Genomic DNA, 20,929 nt, shown 5'->3' with positions numbered 1-20,929 from the left:
TACTCTAACAAAAAGATTCAATATTTAAAATAGAAAAGATAATCTTCTCTCTCTTTTGGCGGAAAAATATTGTAATTACCTATATAAGCTTTAACTATGTTTCTATTAAAAATAACCATTAAGATATCAAAATAATAAAAACAATCAGAAAAACACTGGTAAATACTGGTTCACTTTCTTATAATAAAACGTGGGGCTAATGTGAGAGATATAAAGGGTCTGATTATACAGACCCAACTGGTTTTAAACAAATAGGGGGAAGAAACATGTCAAAAAAATTACTTTCTTTATTTTCTACACTAATCGTAGCAGCTTTTGTAATAACTGGCTGTGGTCAAAGCGATACGACAAATAAAGAACAAAAAGAAGATGTAACGCAAGAAAACAAAACAGAAAAAACGGATACAACGAAAGAAAATAAACCTGAAGAAAAAAAATCCGAAGATAAAAAAGCTGAAGATAAAAAGCCTGAAAATACAGCTACTAGCTCAAGCGATTACTCTAAGCTGATTTCCTATATGGAAAAAGAAACAGGTGGTAAAACAAAAGTTCTTTTTGAAAATAAGGAACCACAAGTCTATAAAGCTGAAGATGTTTCAGTAACAATGAATGGTTATACATTAGTTGAATTAAATGGATTCCATACAAACTTCGACATTCCGTTTAATCGTCAAACAGAGGGCGGAGTTATTCTTGTGAACTACAGCGTAAAAAATAGTTCAGCTAAAGATATTTATTATATGCCAGCATTGGACATGTCATTTACTGGTGCTCAGAAAGCATATAGTAACTATAGAGATTTAATTCCAACAGAAGATCAGCTACCAACTAAGCTTGCTCCAACGAATGATTACTTAGTAAAAGCAGGAGAAACTATTTCTGGTTATATCGCTTATCCATTCGGAAAAGATGATCTAGCGAAAATTTCAAATCTCTCAACGGTCTCAGTCACAGTCCCAACTGCACAAGCTAATAAAGGAAAATTTGATGCTCCAATCGGAAGTCCTGGAAGCTTTTCATTAAGTTTAAACAAACAAGGTGCTGAAAAGGTTGCAACAGATAACACTTTCTACCAAGATAAAGCTACAGCTAATAACATGGGCGATAAAAAAATGTTAAAAGAGAAATCAAGTATTAATAACAGCCAAGAATTAGGCGCTGTTAATGTTACATTAGACGGATACCAATTCACTCAATTCACACCAAATTCCGTCGAAGCTCCACGCTTTGCAAATTTTAAAAACGGTCTTGTTCTGTTAACAGTAAAATTCAAGCTTGATAACAAAGATGCTCAAGACGTTTCACTATCTCCTATAAGCTCTACATTAAGAGTGAATGATGGTACACAATATACGATTAATGAAGGTATGCTATTAAATTACGACTATAACGCTTCAGTCAAAACAGGAACATCTGGAGAGTTACTGCAAGTATATATTTTAGACCAAGAGCAGTATGAAAAGATTTTGAAAGACAAAAGCTTCGAGATTGAGTTAGGACCTATGAGAAATAAAGAAGCAAAAGATATTTCACAGGGTAAAAAAGCTAAATTTACATTACCTAAATAGATTACTAAACATATAATAGAAAAGGCATATAACATATGATTGTTATATGCCTTTTCTATTTGTATAAAGAACAAAATTTTAATTTAAGTGTATACATTTATCATTACCTATCCGTTGTATAAGTGTAGGGAGGAAAAGTGATGGGAAAAGAAAATATATTGACCTCCTATCTTATCAATTTAGGAGAGGAAGTGTTCAAACTACTATTAGCGAAAGGGGCTATAAAAGAAGATGCAGAAGACATCATCCAAAATACCTTCTATAAAGTATACACATTGCTAGATGATCTAACCGAGAGTAACATACGTCCATGGTTTTTCAGAGTCGCACTAAACGAATACATTGACTTAAAGAGAAAAAAAGAACAGCAAAACATCTACTTAACTGAGGAGATTTATTCAAAACTACAATATACAGACCGTGAATTGGATGTCGTTTTAAATAAAGATGAGATTTTCTATTTATTAAAAGATATAAAACTAGAATATAAAGAGGCCTTCTTTTTAAAATATTATTACGATTTTACATATGAAGAAATCGCTCTAATACTAGATATTCAAGTAAACAGCGTCAAACAAAAATTACATCGCGCACGTAAGAAAATTCATTCTAAAGTAGGAGGACAATCTTAATGGATACTTCTTTAAAAGATGCATTAAAAAAAGCTAAAAGAAAACAGTTATTTAAAAATATTATTACCTCTATTATCGTTGTAATCATACTTATCCCTATATTTTATAAAGTTGGCAATTACTTCGCAGCAAAAAGCTCTACGAAGCTTCACGAAAAACTCTTTTTACATAACGCAATTGCAGAACCGAATATACAAATTGATTCTCAAGTAACGAGTAGTTCATCTATGTTTGGCGGCAATATCACATCCAATCGTTCTAAAAACATTAATGGTTACGTAGTGCGATGGAATACACTGACAAGCCCTTACGATTGGTTTCGCTCTAACATCGATTACAATGAGTTAATACCAGGAACTCATTGGGGTAGATCTAATAAAGAGTCTTATAATTACGATAAACAAACGAAAAATAAAGTTGCTACATTTTATAATCCGGCCATCAAGGAATATTACGATGGAGTCAAAAATGAATTAAGTGCAGTTTCCAAAATGGAAAACTATGTTGCGGAAGTCGCTATCTCTTTCGATCAACCTTATACATTAAAAGAAATTCAAACAAAAATACCGGATAGCTTAAATATCGTATGGCTATATATGGTCTCACCTATTAGAGATGAGAGCGGAGGCCCTGCTGGTATGCCAGTTTACGGATTTGAGCCAGGAACCCCTCCCGAAGAATCGTACAAAAGGTTCTTTGATTCCCTTAAACAATATAATGATGGGTATGACAAGGACATTCAAAAATTTTTAAAATCAAACGAAAACAAACCATTCGATCAAGTGAAAATCTTAGGGGTTATGCTAACAGGAAAAACGGAAAACTTTAAGGAATTAGAAAACCAAGACTTTATTCGCGGTGCTTCTGTAGGGGCTACTGCACAAGTTGTTCCTTATATAAAACCAGAGAAATAATAAGGAAAAGACAAGATAAACTAATAGTAGCTAGTTAAAAGAACGTACATGAATCAGTTTACTATGGGAGCAACCTATTTTAGTGGAGAGCTCCCTTCATGTATTATTCATCCTCCAAACAATATATTTCCAAATACTTTATGTACAAATGAAAAATCATAATTTTTGTTCACACTTTATCCATTGTGAATTTATTCACAATGGATATATAATAAACATGTAAATACAATACATTGGAGGGATTTCAATGGTTATCAATTTTTTAAGAACTGATAAACGCGCTACTTTCATATTATTATTTTTACGACTTTACATAGGATATGCATGGCTCGCTGCTGGAATAGGAAAAGTTTTTGGACAGTCTTTTGATGCAAGTGGTTTTCTAAAAGGAGCTATCGCTCAAGCATCAGGTGACCACCCTGCAGTACAAGGTTGGTGGGCAGATTTTCTTCAACATTTTGTTCTTCCAAACGCAGACCTATTTAGCTTTTTAGTTCAATGGGGAGAAATTTTAGTAGGTCTAGGTTTGATTTTAGGTGGATTAACAAAAACAGCTGCATTTTTCGGCATCATAATGAACCTTTCATTTTTATTAAGCGGAACTGTTAGTGTAAACCCAAACCTACTTATTTTAACTATGTTCATTTTAGTTGCAGGACATAATGCTGGACGTATTGGATTAGATGGTTATGTTTTCCCAAAACTTTTCAAAAAAAATAACCGTGAAGCATATAAATTAAGTAAAACTGCATAAGAATAGTTCATCTTTTAAATATAAATAAGGAAAGAGCCTACATTCAGGCTCTTTTCTCATTTACACCAAAATATTTCACAGTTTGCCTTATCCGAGATGTTAAACTCAATCATATATAACCGGATAAATGTGTACGACTTTATTTCAAGCACCTAAAAAGCTTAAAGACTAAAACAAGCCATTATAAAACCCTAAAACCTTTCATACTTTCTCCAAGAATATAGTGTGAAAACCACATCAAATTCTGCTTCATAATAGCCACATTAATTCCTGGCTGATCAGAACTATATGCCATTCCTTTAAAAATAATTAATTCTGTATCAACTTCCATATCCCTTAACCCTTGATATAGCTCATATGCATTGGAAGTTGGAATCCTTGCATCCTTTTCGCCATGTTGGATTAAGGTAGGCGTACAGGCTGATTTAATATACGTCATTGGTGATGTTTTCGTATATATCTCTGGATCATTCCATAGAGTATTTCCTAAATACATTCTAATAAAGTAAGGTATATCTGTATTCACATAATGGGTACTCCAGTTAGTAATTCCACCTCCAACTGAAATAGCCTTAAATCTATTACTAAATGTAGAACAGAAAGCTGATATATATCCCCCGTTGCTCCATCCCATAACCCCTACTCTATCTTTATCTGCAATCCCTTGCTCAACTAGTTTATCCACTCCAGATATAACATCCTCGTAGTCAGCAATTCCCTGTTTTCTATAGTTGGCTTTTAAGAACTCATTACCATAGCCAGAACTTCCTCTATAGTTTGGCTCTAAAACTATAAAGCCTTTTTCGATAAACTGCTCAATCGGATATTTCTCATTAAAACAGTCTGAGAATATCGGAAAAGATGCCCAAGCTGGTCCACCATGGATTACTACTAATAAAGGATATTTCTTGTTGGCATCAAAATCTACTGGGGTTGATAAAACACCCTCTATTTCAAGACCATCACTACTTTGCCATGAGATTATTTCCCTGTTACTTTTCAGCTTCCCTTTAAAAAAACTATTTTCATCCGTTATTTTTTTATCGTCTAAATAGATTTCAAAGGTTTCATTTGTTATAGCCTTACTATAGGATATATGATTTCCATCCCTTGTTATAGAAGCATCCATTATAAAGCCATCTACTTTGTCACTTAACATTTCCACAGTGCCATCCTCACATAGCAATCCAATACGATAGTTAGTTTTATCCTGCCATTTAATTAAAATCCCCTTATCTGTCCACTGTAATGGCATAACCGTACTATCAAAGTTTGTTAGAGGCTGAGTTACCTCTCCAGTATTCATATCATATATCTCTAATATACTTTCTTGTATATGATTTCTATAGTAATCCTTCTCTCTTACGCTTGCTGAGTAGCATATTTTGCTGCCTTCAGGAGAAAAGCAAACGCTCCCTCCCAACAACTTATCTATATTCATCTTTTGTAGTTCTCCAGCTTCAATATCTAATATGTATAGATCACCATTCATATAATCTCCCATATTTGAGCTTGGTGTAGCCATAAACACAGCCTTTTTCCCATCATTTGAAATATCAAATTCATGGATATGAAAATCCTTACCATCAGTTAATTGATAAACACCGCTAATCTCGCGTTCCCCTTTATCATTTTGTATCACTTTTTCTATTTCAATGTAATATAAACAATTATTCTGATGTTCCTTACCTATATGTTGAAAATCCCCATATAGTTCCTTACGTTTCTTTATTTCCTCACATTCTTTTGACTGTGCAACATAATAAAAACCTTTACCAGTAGGCTCCCATTTGAATGTACTGACCCCTTCTTTCTCATCAGTAATTTGTAACTCACTATAACCATCTATTGACTTAACAAAGATTTGATTTTTCTTATTATCTCCGTCACCAACTGGGCTAAGGTATGCGATATCCCTAGAATCTGGGGACCATAATGGGTGTATACTATCTATATCCCCAGTTGTTAATAGGTAACTCTGCTTCTTATCTTTTTCATATATCCATACATGATTCCTATATGTATTGTCTTTCCAGTTAGCTGTCTTCTTAACAAATGCTACGTTTTTGCCGTCATCACTTATATTTGCACCTGATAAGGTTGGTAATGAAATAATCTCTTCTATACTTAAATATGTTTTTTCTTTCACCTTCATTAATAAACCCCCTTGTAATGTCTAGTAATCTAATTTGTTCAATAAAGTGAAACTTTAATCAGTGTTTTTTTCCATCAACGAATATCTGAAATAACAACAGAAAATTCAGTTAAATAAAAGTAGTTCCGTCCCAAATCCGATAAAACCTCATGCTGTCTGCCGGTTTTTATACTTTTCAAATCCCACTGACCGATCTAATGAGGGATCATCTTGAATTTCAAGACAAGGCTGATAATCTCTCCCACTGCCAGTTCCTTGCCCCTCTTTAATCCACTTATCGATTTTAGATGTTCTTTTTTTCGACACAAAAATGCCCCTTTAGATAATCATATCCAAAGGGGCAAAGCTTCACAACTTTTTTATAAACGTCGTGACTTTATTTTAAATTTACAATAATCTAGTTACTCTACCAATCTCCTACTCAACAGTAACAGACTTAGCTAAGTTACGTGGCTTATCAACGTCACATTCGCGGTGAAGCGCTGCGTAGTATGAGATAAGTTGGAATGGAATAACTGCTACTAGCGGTGCTAGTGCTTCGTGTACAGCTGGTAATACGAAGCTGTCACCTTCCATTTCTAAGCCTTTCATTGAGATGATACATGGGTTAGCTCCGCGTGCTACTACTTCTTTCACGTTACCACGAATTCCAAGGTTTACGTGCTCTTGTGTAGCAAGTGCGATAACTGGTGTACCGTTTTCGATTAAGGCAATTGTACCGTGTTTTAATTCTCCTCCAGCAAATCCTTCTGCCTGGATGTAAGAGATTTCTTTTAGTTTTAACGCACCTTCTAAACCTACGAAGAAGTCTACGCTACGTCCGATGAAGAAGCAGTTACGCGTTGTTGCTAAAAATTGTTTTGCTAATGCGTCCATCTCTTCTTTTTGATCACAAAGTACTACCATTGCATTTGCTACAAGTCCTAATTCATGTGTTAAATCGAAATCAAGAACCTCACCTTTTGCTTTTGCAATGTCAGCCGCTAAGATTGAAAGTACTGCAAGCTGTGCTGTGTATGCTTTCGTCGATGCAACTGCGATTTCTGGTCCCGCATATAACGGAAGTGTATAATCAGCTTCACGAGAAAGCGTAGAACCAGGTACGTTTGTAATTGTTAATGCTTTATGACCCATTTCATTTGTTTGCACAAGTACTGCACGGCTATCAGCTGTTTCACCACTTTGTGAAATGTAAATGAAGAATGGTCTTTCTGTTAATAATGGCATGTTGTAAGAGAATTCACTTGCTACATGTACTTCAACTGGTACTTTCGCAAATTTCTCAATGAATTGCTTTCCAACAAGACCTGCATGATAACTTGTTCCACATGCAATGATGTAAATGCGATCGCTATCTAAAATTGCGTTACGGATATCTTGATCTAATTCAATTTCCCCATTTTCATCTTGGTACTTTTGAATAATATTACGGATTACAAGTGGTTGCTCGTCGATTTCTTTTAGCATGAAATGAGGATACGTTCCTTTTTCAATATCACTTGCGTCTAATTCCGCTGTAAACGGTGCACGTTCAATCGTTTCACCTTGTAAGTTTTTAATTGTAATGCTTTCTTTTGTTACGATTACCATTTCTTTATCCATTAACTCGATAAATTGATCTGTAACTTGTAACATCGCCATAGCGTCGCTTGCAATAACATTAAAGTTATCACCAGCACCTACTAATAGCGGGCTTTTGTTTTTAGCAACATAAATCATGTTTGGATTTTCAGCATCAAGTAATCCGATTGCATAAGAGCCATGTAAAAGAGATAGCGTATTACGGAACGCTTCTTCTACACTTAGTCCTGTGCTCACTTGTTGTTCCATAAGTTGCACGATAATTTCTGTATCTGTTTCACTTACGAACGTTACATCTTGTAAATATTCCTTTTTCACTAACTCATAGTTTTCAATTACACCGTTATGAACTAGTGTAAAGCGTTTTGATGTACTTTGATGCGGATGCGCGTTTAGTTTGCTTGGAACACCGTGTGTAGCCCAGCGTGTGTGACCGATTCCCACGCTTGCTGCTACGTTCTCTTCTACGACTTCGCGAAGTTTTGCAATACGGCCTTTTTCTTTGTATACAACAACACCGTTCTCTGCTTGTACTGCAATACCTGCTGAATCATATCCGCGATATTCTAGCTTTTCTAAACCTTTTAATAAAATTTCCTTTGCATCTTGCTCTCCAATAAATCCTACGATTCCACACATGTTTAGTCGCCGTTACAAATGCTTACACTGCTTTGCGAACATGTAACGACATAGTCCGATACCATTTATTTATATTAAAAAAACGGATTACATATTGCTAGCCCTGTAAGCTTGTAACGGCTTTCACCTTCCTCTCGATTGGGTTAAAGTCCGTATATACTTATACAGCTAGTATTCATCCGTTCCTTTTCTCTCATCACACTTTCACCTTTGTCCACTAAGTCACCTTAATGTTTTAAGTAAAAGATTGCGGTTGTGATGAACAACCGGGAGTCATCCGCCGAAATCTCGATAAACTCCACCTCGTCAACTACACTACTTGTAGTTCTGGCGCTTTTATAATTTACAATATTTCCTTTGAGAAAAAGAACAAGACCATCGTATAACAAACAATATAAATCGTCAATGAAATTTTTTTCATTGTCTATAAAACATATGAAAAAGGAGCACTTTTTGTGCTCCTTTTAAATAAAACCAGCTAATTATTCAACGCCAACTTCAGCTTTCACAACTTCTACAATACGATGTACATACCCATCACAAATTTCTTGTGTCGGTGCTTCTGCCATTACACGAATAAGTGGTTCTGTTCCAGATGGACGAACAAGAATACGACCGTCTCCATTCATTTCTTCCTCTACAACACGAATAATTTCTTTAATTTTCTCATTTTCTAATGCTAGTTTTTTATCTGTTACACGAACGTTTACTAGTAATTGTGGGAATTTTGTCATCTCACCTGCAAGCTCAGATAATGGCTTTTTCGTCATTTTCATGATGTTTACAAGTTGAAGTGCACTTAACATTCCATCACCAGTTGTAATGTAATCAAGTAAGATAATATGACCTGATTGTTCTCCGCCCAGGTTATATCCACCACGTTTCATCTCTTCCATTACGTAGCGATCACCAACTGCTGTTTTATCACTTGTAATACCGTTTGCTTCAAGCGCTTTGTAGAAACCTAAGTTACTCATAACTGTTGAAACAACTGTATTATGTTTCAATTGACCAGTTTCTTTCATATACTTCGCGCAAATAAACATAATTTGATCGCCATCAACGATGTTTCCTTTTTCGTCTACTGCGATTAAACGGTCTCCGTCACCATCAAAAGCAAGACCAATGTCAGCACCTTTTTCTTTTACTAATTCAGCTAACACTTCTGGATGCGTAGAACCTACTCCAGCGTTAATATTCATACCGTTCGGTGAAGTTCCCATTGTTGAAATATCAGCTTCTAAATCTGCAAATAAATATGGAGCTAAAGAAGATGTAGCACCATGTGCACAATCTAAAGCAATATGTAAACCAGAGAAATCTTCCTCTACAGTTTGTTTAATGTATTGTAAATATTTTTGTCCACCTTCAAAGTAATCACTCACTTGTCCAAGGTTAGTACCTGTTGGACGTGGTAGCTCATCAACTTCTTTGTCTAATAACGCTTCAATTTCTGCTTCTTGCTCATCTGTTAATTTAAATCCATCTGAACCGAAGAACTTAATTCCATTATCTTGTACTGGGTTATGAGATGCAGAGATCATAACACCTGCTTGCGCCCCTAAAGCTTTTGTTAAATAAGCCACACCTGGTGTAGAAATAACACCAAGGCGCATTACTTCCGCTCCAGTTGATAATAGGCCTGCTACTAAAGCTCCTTCTAGCATATGTCCAGATACACGTGTATCACGGCCAATAATTACTTTTGGACGATCTGTATCTTTTGTTAATACATAGCCGCCAAAACGTCCTATTTTAAAAGCTAATTCAGGTGTTAATTCCTTATTTGCAACCCCACGTACTCCGTCTGTACCAAAATATTTACCCATTATTATTCGCTCCTTTTTCGTGCTCTTTTTGATTATCTACTGTTGGTTCTTGGCTTGGTTCTTGGCCATTTTCTTTTTCTTTGTCTTTGTCTTTTTCTTTGTCTTTGTCTTTTTCTTTGTCTTTGTCTTTTTCTTTATCTTTTTCCTGATCCTTTTCTGGATCTGGTTCAGGATTTTTTGGTTTTTCAGTTTGATTTTCTTGATTGTTTTTTGAATCTGGTTGTTCAATATTACCCTGTACTTCTTTATCCGGCTTTTCTTTCTTCACAATTGTGACTTTAGCACTTTTTTGTTTTGCTTCTATCGAAATATTACCAGGACCACTCACTTGAATAGAAACATCTTTCGTCCCCGGAGATACATTTTGCAGATTAATCGCCGCTGTTATTTGAGCAGCTGTTATTTTATCTACTATACTTGCTTCTCCTGAAATATCAACGCTTATCTTTCCATCTTGTGGCGAAAGTAGCTGCGCAGTAACATCATTCGGAATTCCACTTTTTTGAATCGGGATACCATCAATAGTTTTACTTTTCGTTTGTTTTACCTTTTGTACCCCTACGGAAACCTTCACTTGATTTGGTTTTGCACTTGTTACACCTTTTGGCAATAAAACAGAGGCATCGAATGTTGTAGAATCCGTCAATTGACTAAAATCTACCTCGACCCCCTCTATAGATTGTATATTATCCAAAATGTCTTTTGGACCTGCTATCGTTACTTCTCTTGGCTCAACGCTAATATTTGTAACAGTCAATCCTTCTGGCAAACTCCCCTTTTTCGTATACGTCACAGGAACAGTTTTTTCAGTATTATTGGCCGTAGCTTGCGTCGCCACATTCAATGTTACACTAATTTTAGATGGACTCGTTCTTACATTTAAACGTTTTCCTTCTTTATTGTATAATGTAACTTCGGCTGTTTTTGTAACAGTTTTATTAACACCTTTTAAATCAATATACGCCTTAGCAGATGAAATACTTTCAATTTCTTCTTTCGTCCCAACTACCTCAACAGTATCAGGTTTAATGTTTGATTTTTCGAGAGTAGAACCCGCTGGCATTTGATCCTCATTTGATAATTTTAAGTCTACATGAACGTATTTTCTCGCTTTTTCATGTAGAGTAATTTTAATTGTTGATGGCTGAACTGTTCCTTTCACATCATCTGGAAGCCCATTCGTTTTCAAAGAAACTTCATAAGTCCCTTTTTCGCTATCTCTCAAATCAACTGGTATATCAAATTGTTTTTTTGCTTTTGCTGTAGCAACTGCTGATTTTGGACCTTCCAACTTCACCTTGACTCCACCTGATGGAATACCACTTACAATATATTTCTCTTCATCATACTTCAGGGTAATAGGATAATCAGTTAATGTTTCTTTCGTTTCATTTACGAAAGGTAATATACTCGATGTCGTATTTTTTTCAGTTAAAGTTGCTGACATGAAAAGCATACACGCCAATAGTAATGAGATTCCTTTTAAAAACCAATGATTCTCCATTAACTTATCCATGACGCTTTCTCCTCCAATTCCATAAAGACGAAGAAGTCGTTTTTTCATTCCCACTAAATTCTGCTAACAACATGTCCTTCAGCTGTTCTGTCTTCAAATCACGATGTAACTTCCCGTTTTTCGTTAAAGAAATTTGGCCTGTTTCTTCCGACACAACTACTGTAATACTATCAGTGACTTCACTAACTCCCATTGCAGCGCGATGCCTAGTTCCTAACTCCTTAGAAATAAATGGGCTTTCTGATAACGGAAGGTAACATGCTGCTGCTTTAATTGTACTTCCCTGCATAATTACTGCTCCATCATGAAGAGGGGTATTAGGGATAAAAATATTAATGAGTAATTCCGATGACACATTTGCATTTAGCGGAATACCCGTTTCTACATAATCATCCACCCCAGTCTCTTTTGACAAAGTAATTAGTGCACCAATTCTACGTTTTCCCATATATTCCGTTGCTTTCGCTATCGCTGTTGCAACAATTTCAGGTTCATCGTCCTCGTGAGTTCCCATACGCGAAAATAAGCTACCCCGTCCTAGCTGCTCAAGTGCTCTTCTCAATTCTGGCTGGAAGATAATAATAACGGCTAAAAATCCCCACGTTAATACTTGTTCCGTTAGCCAATATAGCGTATGCAATTCAAGTAAAATACTAATCATCCGGACGACAATAATAACTGTAATACCTTTTAAAAGTTGCACAGCCTTCGTGCCCCGAATTATAAGAATTAGCTTATATATAATAAACCATACAACAGCAATATCTAATGCCGTACTAAGATATTTCAAAATGGTCGTATCTTCAAAAGGCATGCTAACCCTTCCTCCTACTTACGAGCAATTCTATCCATATATTGAAATATTATTTTATGCTCTATCTGTATGTATTTCCAACAACTAGTTAATTATACCATACATGAACCAAACGACAATTACAAACGCCCCCCCTTTAGCTTAAATTGGTAAGATGTCAAACTTTCTTATCCTACAGTATAATATAAGTCATTATTATACGCCTATTTTCAAATAAAAAAAGCAACTTCTCAGTTGCTTTTCTTACATTTATTTTAGTTTTTCACCGAATAAAGAACCCATTAAAGCAACCGCTGTTGTTGCTGTTCTATTTCTCTCATCTAAAATCGTATTTACTTCAACAAATTCAGCAGATGTAACAATATCAGCTTCTGCTAACATTTCCATCGCTAGGTGGCTTTCACGATACGATAAACCACCAATTACAGGCGTCCCAACTCCTGGTGCATCATGAGGATCAAGACCATCTAAATCTAATGATAAATGAACACCGTCAGTATGAGATAAGTAAGCAATTGTTTCTTCCATAACAGCCGTCATACCCATACGATCAATTTCATGCATTGAAAATACTTTAATGCCTTCATTACGAATAAAGTCTTTTTCCCCTTCATCTAATGCACGTGCACCTATAATTACAACGTTCTCTTTTTTTACTTTCGGGTATGCCCCGTATAAATCTACAAGTGAAGAATGTCCATAACCTAAACTTGCAGCAAGTGACATACCGTGAATATTTCCAGATGGTGATGTTTCTTCTGTATTTAAATCACCGTGTGCATCATACCAAATAACACCTAAATTTTTATAATGTTTCGCCACACCAGCTAGCGTACCAATAGCAATACTATGATCACCGCCTAATACAAGTGGAAAACGGCCTTCTTCTATAATATGATCAACCTTAGTCGCTAGTTCATTACATACAGTTGCAACTTGAGTAAGGTTTCGTAACTTTGTATTTTCATCTACTTCTTTTTCTCTCTCTATACATATATCTCCCATATCTTTTACGTCATATCCAATTTGTTCAATTCTTTCAACTACCCCTGCATAACGGATCGCGCTTGGTCCCATATCAACCCCGCGACGCATCTGTCCTAAATCCATTGGAACTCCAATAACTGAGATTTCTTTTTTCATAGATAGTATCCCCCTTTTATGCCTTCACTAAATATTTTAAATCTTTTATATAGTCTGACTCAACTCGACATTTTTCTGCATGGATATACATTTTATTCACTTATATTTACGTTGGATTCCCGATTTTAAACTATTCTATGTATAAAGTTAACTTAATGAACCAACTAACTTTTCTATCAGCTAATATTTTTATCCGTGCCTTTCTCCATCAATACCTAGAATTACACAAAATATCCTCAAATAACTGAATTTAAAAAACACTTCTACACTTAGAAGCGTTTTTCTGATGCTAGTTTCCACACTGCTGCAATATTTTTTGCTGTCATTTCGATATTCTCTTCTGCCGCTTTATATGCTTCTTCTAATGTCATTGGGCTAGCCGTAATACTAAACACTGCATCAATTCCCTTTTCGTAAACAGTCGTATAATTCGAGGATACAGATCCACCAATAGCAATTACAGGAATATGACGACATTTCGCCCGCTTCGCGACACCAACAGGAGCTTTTCCATAAGCTGTTTGTTCATCTATCCTTCCCTCACCAGTTACAATAAGATCGGCACCCTCTATACACTTATCAAAATTTGTATAATCTAATACAATTTCAATCCCTTTTCTTAGCTGTCCCTTTAATACTGCAACGACAGCGGCTCCCATTCCTCCAGCTGCCCCTGCACCAGGTATTAGGGACACATCAAAAGATACGTACTGTTTAAGTATATTAGCATAATGTTTTAAATTCCCGTCTAGCTCTTTCATCATCTCTACATTCGCACCCTTTTGTCTCCCAAATACAAAAGATGCTCCCTTTGGTCCAACTAATGGATTGTCGACATCACATGCTGCTTCTAGCTTTATATCCTTCAAACGTGTATCCATACGAGAAAGGTTAAGAGCAGTAATCAAATGTAATGTTCCTCCAGAGGGCTCAATTACTTCACCTTTCCTATTAATAAACTCTACGCCTAAAGCAGACAACATACCTGCCCCACCATCATTTGTAGCACTTCCTCCAAGCCCTAAAATAATTTGTTTAGCTCCTTGATCTAATGCATGTAATATCAGTTCACCTGTCCCTTTTGTCGTTGTAATAAGTGGGTTTCTCTTTTCAATTGGAACGTGTTGTAATCCTGATGCTGCCGCCATTTCAATAAATGCTGTCTCCTTATCCTTAGACATACCATAATAGGCTTGCACACTCTCCCCAAGCGGCCCTGTCACATTAAGTGATATAATTCCCCCCATTGTAGCACCAACAAGAGATTCGACCGTTCCTTCACCTCCATCTCCAATTGGTACTTTAACGTACTCTGCTTTAGGAAAAACTGCTGCAAAGCCCCTTTCAATAGCTTCACATACCTCTATAGCTTTCAGGCTTTCTTTATATGAATCCGATGCAATGACAACTTTCATAATTATCCCCCCTTATTCAATCCCTTTTTTCATTTTAAACGATATACGGAAAAGTTTCCTTTTTGAGTGGAATTTAAACACAAAAAAAGCTTACATCATTTGATGTAAGCTTTTCCTATTTATATGGAGCCTAGCGGGATCGAACCGCTGACCTCCTGCGTGCAAGGCAGGCGCTCTCCCAGCTGAGCTAAGGCCCCTTAGTAATTAAGCGGAAGACGGGATTCGAACCCGCGACCCCAACCTTGGCAAGGTTGTATTCTACCACTGAACTACTTCCGCGAAAATGGTGAGCCATGAAGGATTCGAACCTTCGACCCTCTGATTAAAAGTCAGATGCTCTACCAACTGAGCTAATGGCTCGTAAATGGCTGGGCTAGCTGGATTCGAACCAGCGCATGACGGAGTCAAAGTCCGTTGCCTTACCGCTTGGCTATAGCCCATTAATATTTACTAGTATGGTTATCTTTTCAAAAAAATAAACCCTCTCAGGTTATTTTAAAGAAAATGGTGGAGGGGGGCAGATTCGAACTGCCGAACCCAAAGGAGCGGATTTACAGTCCGCCGCGTTTAGCCACTTCGCTACCCCTCCGACATTTAAAAATATATGGTGGAGGATGACGGGATCGAACCGCCGACCCCCTGCTTGTAAGGCAGGTGCTCTCCCAGCTGAGCTAATCCTCCAAAAGTGGTGACCCGTACGGGATTCGAACCCGTGTTACCGCCGTGAAAGGGCGGTGTCTTAACCACTTGACCAACGGGCCAAAAAAAAACAAAACTTTTCCCAAGCTTCCAACCGGGCTTGAACCGGTGACCTCTTCCTTACCATGGAAGTACTCTACCAGCTGAGCTATGGAAGCATAATGGCTCCGCAGGTAGGAATCGAACCTACGACCGATCGGTTAACAGCCGATAGCTCTACCGCTGAGCTACTGCGGAATAATATAAGCCTGGCAACGTCCTACTCTCACAGGGACAAGGTCCCAACTACCATCGGCGCTAGAGAGCTTAACTTCCGTGTTCGGTATGGGAACGGGTGTGACCTCTCTGCCATCATTACCAGACTTTTATCATTATACACATTCTTTTGAGAATGTCCAAAGGAATTTTAAATATATATTCCTTCAAAACTAGATAACATTAGCTTCATATTATATGGTTAAGTCCTCGATCTATTAGTATTCGTCAGCTCCACATGTCACCATGCTTCCACCTCGAACCTATCAACCTGATCATCTTTCAGGGATCTTACTAGCTTACGCTATGGGAAATCTCATCTTGAGGGGGGCTTCATGCTTAGATGCTTTCAGCACTTATCCCTTCCGCACATAGCTACCCAGCTATGCCCTTGGCAGAACAACTGGTACACCAGCGGTGCGTCCATCCCGGTCCTCTCGTACTAAGGACAGCTCCTCTCAAATTTCCTGCGCCCACGACGGATAGGGACCGAACTGTCTCACGACGTTCTGAACCCAGCTCGCGTACCGCTTTAATGGGCGAACAGCCCAACCCTTGGGACCGACTACAGCCCCAGGATGCGATGAGCCGACATCGAGGTGCCAAACCTCCCCGTCGATGTGGACTCTTGGGGGAGATAAGCCTGTTATCCCCGGGGTAGCTTTTATCCGTTGAGCGATGGCCCTTCCATGCGGAACCACCGGATCACTAAGCCCGACTTTCGTCCCTGCTCGACTTGTAGGTCTCGCAGTCAAGCTCCCTTATGCCTTTGCACTCTACGAATGATTTCCAACCATTCTGAGGGAACCTTTGGGCGCCTCCGTTACACTTTAGGAGGCGACCGCCCCAGTCAAACTGCCCACCTGACACTGTCTCCCGGGTCGATAAGACCCGTAGGTTAGAATTTCAATACAGTCAGGGCGGTATCCCACCAGCGCCTCCACCGAAGCTAGCGCTCCGGTTTCAATGGCTCCCGCCTATCCTGTACAAACTGTACCAAAATTCAATATCAGGCTACAGTAAAGCTCCACGGGGTCTTTCCGTCCTGTCGCGGGTAACCTGCATCTTCACAGGTACTATAATTTCACCGAGTCTCTGGTTGAGACAGTGCCCAAATCGTTACACCTTTCGTGCGGGTCGGAACTTACCCGACAAGGAATTTCGCTACCTTAGGACCGTTATAGTTACGGCCGCCGTTTACTGGGGCTTCAGTTCAGAGCTTCGCTTACGCTAACCCCTCTCCTTAACCTTCCAGCACCGGGCAGGTGTCAGCCCCTATACTTCGCCTTACGGCTTCGCAGAGACCTGTGTTTTTGCTAAACAGTCGCTTGGGCCTATTCACTGCGGCTTTCCGTTAAGAAAGCACCCCTTCTCCCGAAGTTACGGGGTCATTTTGCCGAGTTCCTTAACCAGAGTTCTCTCGCACACCTTAGGATTCTCTCCTCGCCTACCTGTGTCGGTTTGCGGTACAGGCACCTTTTATCTCGCTAGAAGCTTTTCTTGGCAGCGGGGAATCAAAGACTTCGCTCCATAAGGAGCTTCCCCATCACAGCTCAGCCTTCACGATAAGCGGATTTGCCTACTTATCAGCCTAACTGCTTGGACGTGCACAACCAATCGCACGCTTCTTCTATCCTTCTGCGTCCCTCCATTGCTCAAACGATAAAGAGGTGGTACAGGAATATCAACCTGTTGTCCATCGCCTACGCCTGTCGGCCTCGGCTTAGGTCCTGACTAACCCTGAGCGGACGAGCCTTCCTCAGGAAACCTTAGGCATTCGGTGGACGGGATTCTCACCCGTCTTTCGCTACTCATACCGGCATTCTCACTTCTAAGCGCTCCACCAGTCCTTCCGGTCTGACTTCACTGCACTTAGAACGCTCCCCTACCACTGATACCATTGGTATCAATTCGCAGCTTCGGTGGTGTATTTAGCCCCGGTACATTTTCGGCGCAGAGTCACTCGACTAGTGAGCTATTACGCACTCTTTAAATGGTGGCTGCTTCTGAGCCAACATCCTAGTTGTCTAAGCAACTCCACATCCTTTTCCACTTAATACACACTTTGGGACCTTAGCTGGCGATCTGGGCTGTTTCCCTCTTGACTACGGATCTTATCACTCGCAGTCTGACTCCTAAGGATAAGTCATTGGCATTCGGAGTTTGACTGAATTCGGTAATCCGATGAGGACCCCTAGTTCAATCAGTGCTCTACCTCCAAGACTCTTACACTTAAGGCTAGCCCTAAAGCTATTTCGGGGAGAACCAGCTATCTCCAGGTTCGATTGGAATTTCTCCGCTACCCACACCTCATCCCCGCACTTTTCAACGTGCGTGGGTTCGGGCCTCCATTCAGTGTTACCTGAACTTCACCCTGGACATGGGTAGATCACCTGGTTTCGGGTCTACGACCACGTACTAAACGCCCTATTCAGACTCGCTTTCGCTGCGGCTCCGCCTCTTCAGCTTAACCTCGCACGGGATCGTAACTCGCCGGTTCATTCTACAAAAGGCACGCCATCACCCATTAACGGGCTCTGACTATTTGTAGGCACACGGTTTCAGGATCTCTTTCACTCCCCTTCCGGGGTGCTTTTCACCTTTCCCTCACGGTACTGGTTCACTATCGATCACTAGGGAGTATTTAGCCTTGGGAGATGGTCCTCCCAGATTCCGACGGAATTTCACGTGTTCCGCCGTACTCAGGATACATTCAAGAGAGAACGAAGTTTCGACTACGGGGTTATTACCCTCTGTGACGGACCTTTCCAGGTCGCTTCGTCTACCTCGTTCCTTTGTAACTCCGTATAGAATGTCCTACAACCCCAAGAGGCAAGCCTCTTGGTTTGGGCTAGATTCCGTTTCGCTCGCCGCTACTCAGGAAATCGCATTTGCTTTCTCTTCCTCCAGGTACTTAGATGTTTCAGTTCCCTGGGTCTGTCTTCCATACCCTATGTATTCAGGTAAGGATACCATACCATTACGTATAGTGGGTTTCCCCATTCGGAAATCTTCGGATCAAAGCTTACTTACAGCTCCCCGAAGCATATCGGCGTTAGTCCCGTCCTTCATCGACTCCTAGTGTCAAGGCATCCACCGTGCGCCCTTTCTAACTTAACCAAACTAAAATTAAAAAATATGAGCTACACTGTTATCTAGTTTTCAAAGAACATACATTTAAACTTGAGAGATAGTTCTCTCAAAACTGAACGAAACAAAACAAGTCAACGTTTATTGATGAACTGCGTTCATCAATTCTCCATAGAAAGGAGGTGATCCAGCCGCACCTTCCGATACGGCTACCTTGTTACGACTTCACCCCAATCATCTGTCCCACCTTAGGCGGCTGGCTCCATAAAGGTTACCCCACCGACTTCGGGTGTTACAAACTCTCGTGGTGTGACGGGCGGTGTGTACAAGGCCCGGGAACGTATTCACCGCGGCATGCTGATCCGCGATTACTAGCGATTCCAGCTTCATGTAGGCGAGTTGCAGCCTACAATCCGAACTGAGAACGGTTTTATGAGATTAGCTCCACCTCGCGGTCTTGCAGCTCTTTGTACCGTCCATTGTAGCACGTGTGTAGCCCAGGTCATAAGGGGCATGATGATTTGACGTCATCCCCACCTTCCTCCGGTTTGTCACCGGCAGTCACCTTAGAGTGCCCAACTTAATGATGGCAACTAAGATCAAGGGTTGCGCTCGTTGCGGGACTTAACCCAACATCTCACGACACGAGCTGACGACAACCATGCACCACCTGTCACTCTGCTCCCGAAGGAGAAGCTCTATCTCTAGAGTTTTCAGAGGATGTCAAGACCTGGTAAGGTTCTTCGCGTTGCTTCGAATTAAACCACATGCTCCACCGCTTGTGCGGGCCCCCGTCAATTCCTTTGAGTTTCAGCCTTGCGGCCGTACTCCCCAGGCGGAGTGCTTAATGCGTTAACTTCAGCACTAAAGGGCGGAAACCCTCTAACACTTAGCACTCATCGTTTACGGCGTGGACTACCAGGGTATCTAATCCTGTTTGCTCCCCACGCTTTCGCGCCTCAGTGTCAGTTACAGACCAGAAAGTCGCCTTCGCCACTGGTGTTCCTCCATATCTCTACGCATTTCACCGCTACACATGGAATTCCACTTTCCTCTTCTGCACTCAAGTCTCCCAGTTTCCAATGACCCTCCACGGTTGAGCCGTGGGCTTTCACATCAGACTTAAGAAACCACCTGCGCGCGCTTTACGCCCAATAATTCCGGATAACGCTTGCCACCTACGTATTACCGCGGCTGCTGGCACGTAGTTAGCCGTGGCTTTCTGGTTAGGTACCGTCAAGGTGCCAGCTTATTCAACTAGCACTTGTTCTTCCCTAACAACAGAGTTTTACGACCCGAAAGCCTTCATCACTCACGCGGCGTTGCTCCGTCAGACTTTCGTCCATTGCGGAAGATTCCCTACTGCTGCCTCCCGTAGGAGTCTGGGCCGTGTCTCAGTCCCAGTGTGGCCGATCACCCTCTCAGGTCGGCTACGCATCGTCGCCTTGGTGAGCCGTTACCTCACCAACTAGCTAATGCGACGCGGGTCCATCCATAAGTGACAGCCGAAGCCGCCTTTCAATTTCGAACTATGCAGTTCAAAATATTATCCGGTATTAGCCCCGGTTTCCCGGAGTTATCCCAGTCTTATGGGTAGGTTACCCACGTGTTACTCACCCGTCCGCCGCTAACTTCATAAGAGCAAGCTCTTAATCCATTCGCTCGACTTGCATGTATTAGGCACGCCGCCAGCGTTCATCCTGAGCCAGGATCAAACTCTCCAATAAAGTTAGTTTGTCTAGCATCTAAAAATAAAAATTGACGTTCACGTTGTTTGTTTCGTTCAGTTTTCAAAGAACTACTTAGTCGCTCATTTGCGACTTCCTTATGTTAACATCTTCATTTTTCGATGTCAACTAAGTTTTTTAATTTATTTTTTGTCGTTTTCTGCGTTTCTGCATCAGCGACGTTTATTAATTTATCAT

11 protein-coding genes, 9 tRNA genes, 3 rRNA genes and 1 pseudogene are annotated in these 20,929 nt (G+C 39.8%); 4 read left to right on the top strand and 20 right to left on the bottom strand.

Annotation, left to right across the window (positions count from 1 at the left end; all coding sequences use genetic code 11):
* Positions 1-266: 266 nt before the first annotated feature.
* From MKY90_RS00990 to MKY90_RS00975, 4 genes are all read left to right on the top strand, one after another.
* The gene (locus MKY90_RS00990; protein WP_002029370.1) at positions 267-1,568 is read left to right on the top strand and encodes a DUF5068 domain-containing protein; all 1,302 of its coding nucleotides are present in this window, start codon (positions 267-269) and stop codon (positions 1,566-1,568) included.
* Between the two features lie 140 nt (positions 1,569-1,708).
* Complete coding sequence (locus MKY90_RS00985) at positions 1,709-2,200, top strand: RNA polymerase sigma factor (RefSeq protein ID WP_098168408.1); 492 nt, start codon at positions 1,709-1,711, stop codon at positions 2,198-2,200.
* Positions 2,200-3,114: a sigma factor regulator N-terminal domain-containing protein gene (locus tag MKY90_RS00980; protein WP_063218215.1), complete on the top strand. Its 915-nt coding sequence runs from the start codon at positions 2,200-2,202 to the stop codon at positions 3,112-3,114. The genes MKY90_RS00985 and MKY90_RS00980 overlap by 1 nt, the downstream gene beginning before the upstream one ends.
* 247 nt (positions 3,115-3,361) lie before the next feature.
* A complete protein-coding gene (locus MKY90_RS00975; RefSeq protein ID WP_002029373.1) occupies positions 3,362-3,868 on the top strand; it encodes a DoxX family membrane protein in 507 nt (168 codons plus the stop codon).
* A 181-nt stretch (positions 3,869-4,049) separates the two neighbouring features.
* Here the strand turns inward: MKY90_RS00975 and MKY90_RS00970 are convergent, their stop codons facing one another.
* The 20 genes and pseudogenes from MKY90_RS00970 to MKY90_RS00875 all read right to left on the bottom strand — a co-directional run bounded on the left by MKY90_RS00970 (position 4,050) and on the right by MKY90_RS00875 (position 20,731).
* Positions 4,050-6,023 (bottom strand): S9 family peptidase, encoded by a 1,974-nt coding sequence (locus tag MKY90_RS00970; RefSeq protein WP_098168407.1) that lies wholly within the window; start codon positions 6,021-6,023, stop codon positions 4,050-4,052.
* Between the two features lie 417 nt (positions 6,024-6,440).
* Positions 6,441-8,243 (bottom strand): glutamine--fructose-6-phosphate transaminase (isomerizing), encoded by a 1,803-nt coding sequence (gene glmS, locus MKY90_RS00960; protein ID WP_063218217.1) that lies wholly within the window; start codon positions 8,241-8,243, stop codon positions 6,441-6,443.
* A gap of 12 nt (positions 8,244-8,255) precedes the next feature.
* Positions 8,256-8,440, bottom strand: a pseudogene (locus MKY90_RS30340) (hypothetical protein).
* Between the two features lie 285 nt (positions 8,441-8,725).
* Entirely contained in the window at positions 8,726-10,072 is a 1,347-nt protein-coding gene (gene glmM, locus MKY90_RS00955) for a phosphoglucosamine mutase (RefSeq protein ID WP_002091472.1), read from the bottom strand.
* Positions 10,065-11,588, bottom strand: a complete 1,524-nt coding sequence (locus MKY90_RS00950; protein WP_341090090.1) for a CdaR family protein — start codon at positions 11,586-11,588, stop codon at positions 10,065-10,067. Before MKY90_RS00950 ends, glmM begins: the two co-directional genes overlap by 8 nt.
* Positions 11,581-12,402 (bottom strand): diadenylate cyclase CdaA, encoded by an 822-nt coding sequence (cdaA, locus tag MKY90_RS00945; protein ID WP_341090087.1) that lies wholly within the window; start codon positions 12,400-12,402, stop codon positions 11,581-11,583. Before cdaA ends, MKY90_RS00950 begins: the two co-directional genes overlap by 8 nt.
* 249 nt (positions 12,403-12,651) lie before the next feature.
* Positions 12,652-13,545: an arginase gene (gene rocF / locus MKY90_RS00940; protein WP_002009861.1), complete on the bottom strand. Its 894-nt coding sequence runs from the start codon at positions 13,543-13,545 to the stop codon at positions 12,652-12,654.
* A gap of 269 nt (positions 13,546-13,814) precedes the next feature.
* On the bottom strand, positions 13,815-14,960 hold the full coding sequence (locus MKY90_RS00935; RefSeq protein ID WP_098168405.1) for a glycerate kinase: 1,146 nt from the start codon (positions 14,958-14,960) through the stop codon (positions 13,815-13,817).
* A 124-nt stretch (positions 14,961-15,084) separates the two neighbouring features.
* Positions 15,085-15,157 (bottom strand) — tRNA-Ala (locus MKY90_RS00930).
* Positions 15,158-15,167: 10 nt separating this feature from the next.
* Positions 15,168-15,239, bottom strand: a tRNA-Gly gene (locus MKY90_RS00925).
* 5 nt (positions 15,240-15,244) lie between these two features.
* A tRNA-Lys gene (locus MKY90_RS00920) sits at positions 15,245-15,320 on the bottom strand.
* A gap of 5 nt (positions 15,321-15,325) precedes the next feature.
* Positions 15,326-15,400, bottom strand: a tRNA-Gln gene (locus MKY90_RS00915).
* A gap of 65 nt (positions 15,401-15,465) precedes the next feature.
* A tRNA-Tyr gene (locus MKY90_RS00910) sits at positions 15,466-15,549 on the bottom strand.
* Between the two features lie 16 nt (positions 15,550-15,565).
* Positions 15,566-15,641 (bottom strand) — tRNA-Val (locus tag MKY90_RS00905).
* A 5-nt stretch (positions 15,642-15,646) separates the two neighbouring features.
* Positions 15,647-15,721, bottom strand: a tRNA-Glu gene (locus tag MKY90_RS00900).
* 23 nt (positions 15,722-15,744) lie between these two features.
* Positions 15,745-15,817: transfer RNA gene (locus MKY90_RS00895), tRNA-Thr, on the bottom strand.
* A 4-nt stretch (positions 15,818-15,821) separates the two neighbouring features.
* Positions 15,822-15,896: transfer RNA gene (locus MKY90_RS00890), tRNA-Asn, on the bottom strand.
* 9 nt (positions 15,897-15,905) lie between these two features.
* A 5S ribosomal RNA gene (rrf, locus tag MKY90_RS00885) occupies positions 15,906-16,021 on the bottom strand.
* Positions 16,022-16,112: 91 nt separating this feature from the next.
* Positions 16,113-19,034: ribosomal RNA gene (locus MKY90_RS00880) — 23S ribosomal RNA — on the bottom strand.
* 145 nt (positions 19,035-19,179) lie between these two features.
* Positions 19,180-20,731, bottom strand: a 16S ribosomal RNA gene (locus MKY90_RS00875).
* Together the 16S, 23S and 5S rRNA genes with 9 tRNA genes alongside form the textbook arrangement of a ribosomal RNA operon.
* Between the last annotated feature and the right edge of the window lie 198 nt (positions 20,732-20,929).

Origin of the sequence: Bacillus sp. FSL P2-0099 (genome assembly GCF_038007445.1) — a bacterium.
Lineage (GTDB): Bacteria > Bacillota > Bacilli > Bacillales > Bacillaceae_G > Bacillus_A > Bacillus_A mycoides.
Note: the sequence above shows the minus strand (reverse complement) of the source record. Positions and strands in the feature narration are given on the sequence as shown.

Excerpts from the sequence above, each read along its gene's own strand:
- MKY90_RS00990 (WP_002029370.1), top strand. The coding sequence starts at position 267 with ATGTCAAAAAAATTACTTTCTTTATTTTCTACACTAATCGTAGCAGCT.
- MKY90_RS00985 (WP_098168408.1), top strand. The coding sequence starts at position 1,709 with ATGGGAAAAGAAAATATATTGACCTCCTATCTTATCAATTTAGGAGAG.
- MKY90_RS00980 (WP_063218215.1), top strand. The coding sequence starts at position 2,200 with ATGGATACTTCTTTAAAAGATGCATTAAAAAAAGCTAAAAGAAAACAG.
- MKY90_RS00975 (WP_002029373.1), top strand. The coding sequence starts at position 3,362 with ATGGTTATCAATTTTTTAAGAACTGATAAACGCGCTACTTTCATATTA.
- MKY90_RS00970 (WP_098168407.1), bottom strand. The coding sequence starts at position 6,023 with ATGAAGGTGAAAGAAAAAACATATTTAAGTATAGAAGAGATTATTTCA.
- glmS (WP_063218217.1), bottom strand. The coding sequence starts at position 8,243 with ATGTGTGGAATCGTAGGATTTATTGGAGAGCAAGATGCAAAGGAAATT.
- glmM (WP_002091472.1), bottom strand. The coding sequence starts at position 10,072 with ATGGGTAAATATTTTGGTACAGACGGAGTACGTGGGGTTGCAAATAAG.
- MKY90_RS00950 (WP_341090090.1), bottom strand. The coding sequence starts at position 11,588 with ATGGATAAGTTAATGGAGAATCATTGGTTTTTAAAAGGAATCTCATTA.
- cdaA (WP_341090087.1), bottom strand. The coding sequence starts at position 12,402 with ATGCCTTTTGAAGATACGACCATTTTGAAATATCTTAGTACGGCATTA.
- rocF (WP_002009861.1), bottom strand. The coding sequence starts at position 13,545 with ATGAAAAAAGAAATCTCAGTTATTGGAGTTCCAATGGATTTAGGACAG.
- MKY90_RS00935 (WP_098168405.1), bottom strand. The coding sequence starts at position 14,960 with ATGAAAGTTGTCATTGCATCGGATTCATATAAAGAAAGCCTGAAAGCT.